General features: G+C 39.3%; 7 protein-coding genes and 1 pseudogene. 1 reads left to right on the forward strand and 7 read right to left on the reverse strand.

What is annotated here, in order from left to right:
* The first annotated feature begins 81 nt into the window (after nt 1-81).
* Nucleotides 82-1,278, forward strand: a complete 1,197-nt coding sequence (locus tag AB5935_RS22395) for an MFS transporter (RefSeq protein ID WP_007852992.1) — start codon at nt 82-84, stop codon at nt 1,276-1,278.
* Here AB5935_RS22395 and AB5935_RS22400 read toward each other — a convergent pair.
* The 7 genes and pseudogenes from AB5935_RS22400 to AB5935_RS22430 form a co-directional block, all read right to left on the reverse strand.
* The gene (locus AB5935_RS22400; RefSeq protein WP_007836986.1) at nt 1,275-2,417 is read right to left on the reverse strand and encodes a hypothetical protein; all 1,143 of its coding nucleotides are present in this window, start codon (nt 2,415-2,417) and stop codon (nt 1,275-1,277) included. The genes AB5935_RS22395 and AB5935_RS22400 overlap by 4 nt on opposite strands.
* A gap of 89 nt (nt 2,418-2,506) precedes the next feature.
* Nucleotides 2,507-3,100 (reverse strand): aminotransferase class IV family protein, encoded by a 594-nt coding sequence (locus AB5935_RS22405; protein WP_007836969.1) that lies wholly within the window; start codon nt 3,098-3,100, stop codon nt 2,507-2,509.
* Nucleotides 3,084-4,067, reverse strand: a complete 984-nt coding sequence (locus AB5935_RS22410; RefSeq protein WP_007836967.1) for an aminodeoxychorismate synthase component I — start codon at nt 4,065-4,067, stop codon at nt 3,084-3,086. The genes AB5935_RS22405 and AB5935_RS22410 overlap by 17 nt, the downstream gene beginning before the upstream one ends.
* A gap of 340 nt (nt 4,068-4,407) precedes the next feature.
* Nucleotides 4,408-6,441, reverse strand: coding sequence for a hypothetical protein (locus AB5935_RS22415; protein ID WP_117682000.1), 2,034 nt, complete (start codon nt 6,439-6,441; stop codon nt 4,408-4,410).
* A gap of 19 nt (nt 6,442-6,460) precedes the next feature.
* Entirely contained in the window at nt 6,461-7,462 is a 1,002-nt protein-coding gene (locus AB5935_RS22420; protein ID WP_368327582.1) for a family 43 glycosylhydrolase, read from the reverse strand.
* Nucleotides 7,459-8,427: a glycoside hydrolase family 43 protein gene (locus AB5935_RS22425; RefSeq protein WP_007836962.1), complete on the reverse strand. Its 969-nt coding sequence runs from the start codon at nt 8,425-8,427 to the stop codon at nt 7,459-7,461. The genes AB5935_RS22420 and AB5935_RS22425 overlap by 4 nt, the downstream gene beginning before the upstream one ends.
* A gap of 8 nt (nt 8,428-8,435) precedes the next feature.
* A pseudogene (locus tag AB5935_RS22430) lies at nt 8,436-9,767 on the reverse strand (glycoside hydrolase); the annotation flags it as partial.

A 9,767-nucleotide genomic window follows, 5' to 3' on the forward strand; every position in this document is an offset into this window, starting at 1 on the left:
AAATCCTGAGCAACTTTTTGTTGCTCAGGTACTTAAAAAGTTTAATTTATAATAGTGTTGCGGAATTAAGGATTATTGCTCATGAAGGACAAGCTGATTACCAAAAATTATATAGAAATACTGGCAGCCAATTTTCTATTATTCTTTGGATTCTGGTTATTAATGCCTGTATTACCTTTCTACTTGGCGGAAGTTTTCGACGCTAACAAAACAACTATAGGGGCCGTACTTTCTTGTTACACCATTGCCGCCCTGTGCATACGGCCTTTCTCCGGCTATCTGTTAGATACCTTTGCCCGCAAACCGCTTTATCTGTTGGCTTATTTCACTTTTACCGCCATCTTCGGAGGATATCTCATTGCAGGAACACTCACCTTATTTATTTTATTCCGCATTATACACGGAGTATCGTTCGGCATGGTGACAGTCAGCGGAAATACCATTGTCATTGATATCATGCCTTCTTCACGCCGTGGGGAAGGATTAGGATATTATGGGCTGGCAAACAATATAGCCATGTCCATCGGACCGATGACCGGACTCTTCCTGCATGATGCAGGAGCAGACTATACGCTTATCTTCTGTTGCTCATTAGGTTCCTGCCTGATAGGATTTCTCTGCGCCTCATTGGTAAAGACCACCTACAAACCTCCTGTAAAACGAGAACCTATATCATTGGACCGTTTCATTTTGCTTAAAGGAATACCGGCAGGTTTCAGTTTGTTATTACTATCCATCCCTTATGGCATGACCACCAATTACGTTGCAATGTATGCCAAACAAATAGGTATCCAGGCATCTACCGGTTTCTTTTTCACCTTTATGGCATTGGGAATGGCAGTTTCCCGTCTTTTCTCCGGACGCCTGGTAGACCGGGGAATGGTTACTCAAGTTATTGAAGCCGGCCTGTATCTGGTCTGCTTCTGTTTCTTCGGTTTGAGTTCATGCGGATGGCTGACAACATGGAGTCTGCAATGGACCACTTATTTTCTGTTCACCATAGCTCTTTTACTAGGTATTGGGTTCGGAACCATGTTTCCTGCCTATAACACGCTGTTTGTGAACTTGGCCCCCAACAACCAGCGTGGTACGGCAACCAGCACCTACTTGACTTCGTGGGATGTAGGTATAGGCGCCGGCATGTTATTGGGCGGATATATAGCAGAAATAGCCACCTTCAAGATGGCTTATCTATTCGGAGCTGCACTCACTGTTATCTCGTTATTTTATTTTAGAAACAAAGTGGCCCCTCACTTCCACCAACATAAGTTGCGCTAATCTTTATATGTCAGCACCATGATATGGGAAAGCCGATCGTTTACAACTGACAATTGGGTTGAAAGAATAAACGAATGGAATAAAGGAGCATTTTCCAACAGAAATGCCGGCAAATAAGGCTCGAAACGTTCCGGGTTGCGGGAAATCTTGTTCATGTCCGCCACAAGCATAAAGGCTGCGTCACGTGAAAGATTAGCTACACATTCATTGAACAATGTCCTGCTATTTCTTTCGTATGCCTCTTCCATATAATCTGCCATGGAATCTTTATCAGCAGAAATAATCAAACTATCTTCCCTTATATCTGGAATATTTTTCAATTTTTCGGCCATCTGGTTCACACAACCGCATGAATCAGGCATAAAAGTATCTCCAGTGAGATACACCACATCGCTGTTCATGTGAAAATCAAACTCACTCCAACAGCTACTATTATCCTGCAGGAAAGGCATAGACGGTGTACGTCCGTATAAAGTCAGGAAATTATGCGTTTTCTTTTTCTGCATCGCTTTGGCAAACACGGGATCATTGCTCAATGCTTTCTCCTCATCCTCACGCGCATCAATCACTTTCTCTATCAAACTTTTCTGATAACTCACCACATAGAACCCCGCCTCACTATAGACAGCTAGAAAATCATTATTGCCCAACGGATAGACTGCTATATTTTTTCCTCTGTATTTTTCTTTTTTAGGTGAAAAACTTCCCGGAGTTCTCTCTAACAACATATCTCCCAATGTTTCCTTATCATCAGCCCCCATACGGAAATATACCACCTGGTCACGCGGAGTACCCGGAGAATGGAAACTGACCACCACCCGGCTCATCTTACTGCTCAGACCATGAGCAGTATTAGTGGTATATTCGTTCAAACCTCCCAACACATAATTAAATAAACCGGGAAACTGGAAATTACCCAATTCTTCAGAATAATTCAGTTGAGGAAATTCATTCAGAAAATAATTAATATTATCACTCTCCAACACACCGATGCAATCAGCCGGTACAAGTGAGAAGAGATTGATCTCACGACTCTTATCCGTCAGGCTTAATTTAGCAAAGCCGTAAAAGCCCACAGCCGTACAAAACAATACCACTGATAGCACCATACCCAACTTGGCAACTGTCCGCAATCTCATACCCTACCTGTATTTATATTTTTTTTGCAAATATAGCAAATTATTTAAGGAAACAAACAAAAATCTTCAAAATTCCACCTTCTTTCTTATTATTCATAAATGGTTCCGGTAGAAAGTTCCAACGCTCCCCATTTAATCATAGCGTTAAATAACCTAACAAAAGAATAAGAAGATAGTTCTTCCGGCCGGATATTTTTTTCTTTTATAATTCCGCTGTCAATCAATGCTGTACGGCAAGTTCCTCTCAACAAAGGTAATTTAGGTGTAAACCAATCCTTACCATCAAACAAGGCAATATTAGCTATGGAAGTATCAGTCAGCAGTCCGCGTCTGACAATTAAAATATCATCCCGTTCTCCACGGCAGGCAAAAAGCCGGTTTAAAGCTTCCCTGTCTGTACTTTTATAAGTATAATCTATATCATCCGAATAAACCAACTGCAAAGAATGTACCGGACGCATCTGATAGGCTTCATAACTAATTTCTTTTATTCCACCGCCATCATAAATCACCCTACATTTCATTCCGCTCATCTCCGGTGTCAATTTCAGGTATTCACCTAATTCTATGCCGGCACAGTCTGGCCAGAAATGATGAAGGGTATTGTTCAGTCTTTCATTATGATAAGACAAATTACACGCTTTTCCTTGTTCTATCCGTATAGTTTCAATAAATGGGTACATAAATCTTCTGTATCATTTCATTATATTCACTTTGTAAATCACTCTTTGAAGTGATTCCTCCCCCCGCCTTATAATAAAGATTCTCTCCTTCCTGTTCTAAAAAACGGATCATCACCGCACTGTCTAAAGTCCTGCCGTCACAATAGCCCATTATACCCGTATAAAATCCACGCTCATAACTCTCCGCTTCTTCAATAATATCTATCGTCTTGGATTTGGGCGCTCCAGTTATGGAACCGGCCGGTAACAAACGAAATATAATATCTCCTATATGCGACGGGTAATCATCGGGCAAGACACCACATATTTCGGAGCTTGTCTGAAAGATAGGCCCCTTATTGGTTTCAAGCCGGTCACAATAACGATACCGGACAACTCTCACCTGTTCCGCCACCATACTCAAATCATTACGAATCAGATCTACAATGGTAGCATGTTCGGCAGTTTCTTTAGGATCATCCATCAACAGTTTTTCCGCATCAGGTAAGGTAGCGTCAATCGTTCCTTTCATGGGGAAAGATTTTATCTCGCCATCTTCTATACGAACAAAAATTTCGGGTGAGAAACAGACCAATTTATCTTTCAACCAAAGTCTATAAAGTGCTTTGGAGTACCGGAACACATCCTCCAAAGTAAGATTAGTACTGACAGGAACTTTGCAAGTCAAATTAGCGAGATAGCTGTTACCTGCCAGAATATTCCGTTTTACGATTTCAAAAGCCTGCCGGTAGTCTGCCAAAGACATTGGAACAAAGTTCCAGCCTATCCGCCCACTGTAACTTTCTGTTACAGTATCCACATTTTTCACTCCATTAAAGTTATAACGGCAACGGGTAGAATCAATCCGGCTTATTTCCTCTATCAAAGAACACTGCTGTTTATAATCTATAATAAAAAGGAAAGGCTTCCGGCTACCCGCCAACTCATTCATACGTTTTATAGCTTCCGGTCTTTTATATTGTTGCATTTTAGCTGTTAAATTATCTTGTAACAATCATTTTTCAAGGGGAACAAAGTTAAGAATTTAAAGTAAACTGTTATCTTAACATAGAGAAATTCTTTCTTTTACTTGTTTTACTCAATAAGAGATGTAAAGTCAGAACAATAATGCCAGTGACGGTAAAAAATTATGCCGGGAACATCTGTAAAGACAATCCCCGGCTTTTTAATATACTTCAGGTATCCTTCCTTAAAAAGAAAGCTGATTTTCTGAAAAAGGACATACCTTTCCCTACAAAAGAAAAGAAAATCAAGTTTTAAATGAAATGCTAATCACTTAACATCATAATAAATTATCAATTTTCAAACTATTTTTTCAAGAACTTCTCGGCACGTCCCGGAGAAAATAATTCCCACAATGAAGCCACTGTCCATCCCGGAGCAAAAATATCATTATAATAGCCTTTACCATTCTTACCGTAGTCCCAGTTAGTATGCTGGACAACCTCCGGATAATATCCTGTTTTGGCAATACCACATCGATGCCCTTCATAGGGTAACAACTGACGCATTGATGTACTGATTACCTGAGAAAAATCCGAAAAACGCTTTTCATTATATTCTTTTGCCAACCAGTTCAATACGTCAGCGAAATCAAAAATAAAGACATCAATATGGTTATTTTCTACAGAAACATTTCCCCAGCCTCTAGTTTTCAACCCTAAATCACCCAACATCTGACCGGGGGCAAAAGGGACATCCCATGTATAGTACCATGACAATGCAAAATAAGCTGCCTTCCTCGCCAACCCAGCATAATGGGCTCGTTCAGCTCCTTTTGTAGCTAAAGCCAGATAGTAAGCAGCAGTTGACGCATACAAAGATGCCTCTTTATCCTCGCAATTAGCATCCAAAGTAGAAGAAAAATAATCGGACTTCGAAATCAATTCCTTTTCCAAATACTCCACTGTATGTTTTGCACTTGCCAAATACCGTTTATCCTTAAAATATTTATATCCCATAACCAATGGCAAAGTTGCCGAAGGGGTACTTCCCCCACTCTTGTCTACAATAGAAAAGTCATCTTTAAACTTACGAGGAAAACTACCGTCCTTATTTTGTAAACGCAGAAACATATCCAACATACTTTTTATACGCTTTTCCCACTCAGGATGTTTACGACCTTGCAGTCTTTCGTAATTCAAAAAATGAAGCAGGGCATATACCCCTTCAGACTGACGGCGGATACTATGAACAGACCCTACAAAATTACGCCTATAATGTACTACTTCATTAAAGAAACCCGTTTCCGAAAATCCATTCTGCAAATAAGAATCAAAAATTTTATAAGCATTCGTCACCAAATCCGTACGACGCTGCTGTTCTCCATATTCCAATGCATTAAAAGCATTCAACAAAGTACGTCCCACAAAACCCACTTCGGCAACATCCGTTTGGTCACAAGTAGCCGTACGCAATTCCACCCCCGAATAATAATGAGTAGGAGTATTTCCGACAAAGCTTTCCACGAAGAAATTACTCATCACTTCCTTCATTTTCTCAGGAGAATAAGGTGTATTTACAATTTGAGGACAGTTTGTATCATAAGAATATTCCCAAATATGCTGCACACATTCTGAAAAATCAGCAATTTCCGACTCATGTAATTCCCAAGTCAGAGAAAGACTCTCACCTTTACGTAATAATTGATAGGCCTCAACCGAAGGAGCCAATGTCAATTTACGAATATAAGTTTTAGGAGCTTCCTTGTAAGGAAACCCAAAAGACAAAGAAGCGATACCCGAGAGGTTTTCAAATCCTGTATAACCTATAGAGGTTTTACCAGACAATATCACTTCCCCTTCCTTATGGGTAGTCAAAGCATCCGAAGCCATATTATCCAGCCGGATAACAGAATATGTTTTCCTATTCTTTTCATCAAAAATAGCAGTCAAGGGAGTACTTAAACGGTCTTCACGAACCAACCAGCTATCCGAGGTATGAAAAGACGGCGCTTCTTGAGGAGAACGCAAGTTACGACGATACCAAAATCCAGGCATATAAAACAAACAATCATCATGATGACAACCAGTCATTACCTGCTCACCAAAATTGAAATAAACATCATCCAATGCAGTCATAAAAATGACAATACGCTGGTTGCCGTCTTTTTCTTCAACATTCTGATAAATCACCACAGGTAATTTATCGGCCGCCACCCACTGATATTCAAAATTACTATTATCCAATTGCTGCAAAGTCAGCGGATACCGCTTCGCATCATTACCAGGCACTTTCAAAGCAATGGAAGCCGAAACATTTTCCGGTGTATAGTTCACAGCTTCCGCACAAGTCATTCCTGCCAGACACACCACACTACATACAAAGTTTTTCCAATTCATATTTTTATGTATTTATTAATTACAATACAGGTTTTTCCGATTTCAATGAGGGAGAATCCGTAGCTACCACAGGCCATCCGTCTTTCCAACTTATTTTATCCATCATCAAAACACGCCCTTCAGGATGCTTTGTGGCCACTGCATGATAAAATACCCAATCATTACCCACTTTATCAGTCACAATCTCCGAATTGTGTCCTGTTCCCACAAACGAACTATTCTTATGAATCAACACTTCATGTTGGTTATCCATCATTGTCCTCCCGTTCTTATCAACATAAGGTCCAAACAAATTTTCTGAACGAGCAACTACAGTAGTGTAAGTGCTATTCAATCCTTCACAGCAAGTCCCTATGGAAGCAAAAAAATAGTAAAAACCTTCTTTTTTATGAATATAAGTTCCTTCATAAGCTGTACCAGCCACCTGCCGAGGCTTCTCCCCTTGTTTTACTGAAAGACCGTCCTCACTTAATTCAATGCCATAAATGCCCCGAAAGCTGCCCCAAAACAAAAATTTCTTTCCGGCATCTTCTATATAGAAAGGGTCAATAGAATTCTGTACATTAATCTCGTTACTCCGAAACATCAGACCATGGTCTTTAAATGGCCCCGAAAGTTTGTCTGCCGTAGCGCAACCGATACCACAGGTCCACTCACCTCCCCATTTAGACATAGAATAATAAAGTACATACGTATCATCTATCTTATTGATATCCGGAGCCCATAAGCCTCCACCCGGTTCAAAATCAGGACGCGTTCGATCCGTGAATGCTGTACCTACCCATTCCCAATTAATCAAATCCTTGGAACGATGGATCGGCAAATTACGAATATCTTCGGTTGCATACAAATAATAATAACCATCACCACCTTCTATAATAGTAGGATCGGGCAGACTATAATCTATCACCGGATTCCGGTAATAGCTGGTTTTATCACCATCAGGTATTTCTTCATGCGCAGACGATGATGAGCAAGACACCAAACAAAAGCAGATAGACAGGATCAAATTTTTTCTCATTGCAGTAATTTAGGAGTTATATATTCTTTACTGATTCTCATACGGTCTGTTCCATTCACATTCTCAAAATTTACCGTACCAATATACATAGCACGCGGATGAATATTACTTTTATCTTTGTGGGCATGGAATACAATACGAAGTTTTCCCTCTTTATCAGTGAACATGGCGCTATGCCCTACACCTACCAACCCACCAGGATTTTGCAATAATGGATTTTCGTCGTATTTAGCCCATTCCCCCATTATATCGGTAGCTGTAGCACAACCTACACCATAGAATGGACTTTCATAACTATTCGCAGAATAAGTCATATAATAAATTCCATTGTGTTTGAGAATATAAGAACCTTCATTGACTCGAGGCCACACTTCCTCCCAAGCCTGTGAAACATGAATACAAGGGCGCATCGTTTCTTTCTTAAGGGTTATCAAATCTTTTTCCAACTCGGCTATCCATACATTATTCCCATCATTAAAACGGACAAATGACAAATAAGGAGTACCGTCATCATCCATGAAAAAAGAATTATCAATACATTTCTCCTCAACAATCATAGGTTCTTGCTTATTTTGTATAAATGGTCCTACAGGGGAATCTGCCACTGCTACACAAATATGCTCATCTGCCGAATAATACATATAAAATTTACCATTCACTTCATATACTTCCGGTGCCCAAAACCAACGGTCTGCCCATGAATCCTTCTTATTCAAAGCCAGCCCTTTATATTTCCACGTTTTTAAATTATCCGAGATATAAACCTCTATTCCTTCATCCGAGTGAGTACCATAAGCATAATAAGTCCCATTGTGCAACAATATAAACGGGTCACCCAGTGGAACAGGTATTTCCAGCTCTTCCACAATTATTTCATTCACATTCTTATATTCTGAGGAACATGACTGACAAGAAGTCAATGTCCCCAACATCAATAACCAAATAAAAATCAATTTTTTTTTCATAATGCTAGTCAGTTTCCTATATGATAATACAATATTCCTTTATATACCGGAGAATAATTTCCAGAACAAAATCCTACACAAGAAGCAGGATAATGAATATCCAATCTCCCTAATTCTCTTCCGTCAACAAAAAGATAGAGCTTATTTCCCCTTCTCACCGCACGGAAATTATAAGATTCCTTTAATTGTTCTTGAATTCCCAACTTATAAATATGCCGTTCCAAATCCTGAGCGTCTTTATTAATAAAACGAATACCTTCCGTTTTTATCGGAGTAAAAGACAAACGATTATAAGCCGGATGCTCTGCCACCGTCGCCCCGCTGTTATTCAATGGATACCATTCTCCCTCATTCAAATATTCTATTGTAAATTTACTAAACATATCGTCTACAAACTCCGCCTTATTCCCTACTTCATGACGGTTCAGGTAAAGGGCATTTATCCATGAAGGCGATATAAAACGATAACATTTTTCGACAAAATCAGTATACTTCACATCAGGATAAACCATTTGTAAATGTTCCAACGGATATTTTTTATCAAGTATCTGTTGTCCTTGTTTTACAACTACCACTTCCAGCATACGCGTGATACCATTAAATTGAGCTTTTACATAGTTATCTTTATCCACATAAACCGGATAGCTTCCTGACATCTTACAATCGGACAAACCTGAAAGTTGAAAACTAAATTCATAATGATCAAGAAAATCACCTTTCAATATTTCTGAATGTTCTTTTAACTGTATCCGGTCATCATCAAATCCGATAGTATAAGTCACCCCTTCGAACAAAGCTTTTTTAGTCCGATCAAATACTCCGGGAACACCGGGTTCCGTCACAGGAATAATCTTTGTAAACAGATGTTTTTGAGGAGATGGTATTTCATCCAACCATACTTTTAAACAATCCTGATTACGTTCAATACGTAAATGATGATAAACACCCCAACGAAAATCTTTAGGCAAAGTGAAATATTCCTCCTTTTCTTTACCATTAATAATGGTACGCAAATACCAATTGTGGTTCTTTGTATCGAAACCGATATAAGCATTATTATCCACATCTTTCCACCACGCAATGATACCAGCATCTCCATCTGTTTTGACTGCTGTTTCAAACATATAAGTTGTAGAAGGTTTCACTTGTTGCAGCACTCCAAAAGAAGGTGTTTCCCCTTTCATTGAAAAAGTGGGCAAAGAAGGTTCCGGATGATAGCCATCTGTACAAGGACCGGTTATTCCTTCAACAAATAATGTTTTATTAAACCTTAATTCCGCAACACTATTATAAATTAAACTTTTTAAGTACCTGAGCAACAAAAAGTTGCTCAGGATTTT

Source organism: Phocaeicola sp. RTP21198st1_B8_RTP21198_201120, assembly GCF_040929485.1.
Taxonomy (GTDB): domain Bacteria; phylum Bacteroidota; class Bacteroidia; order Bacteroidales; family Bacteroidaceae; genus Phocaeicola; species Phocaeicola dorei.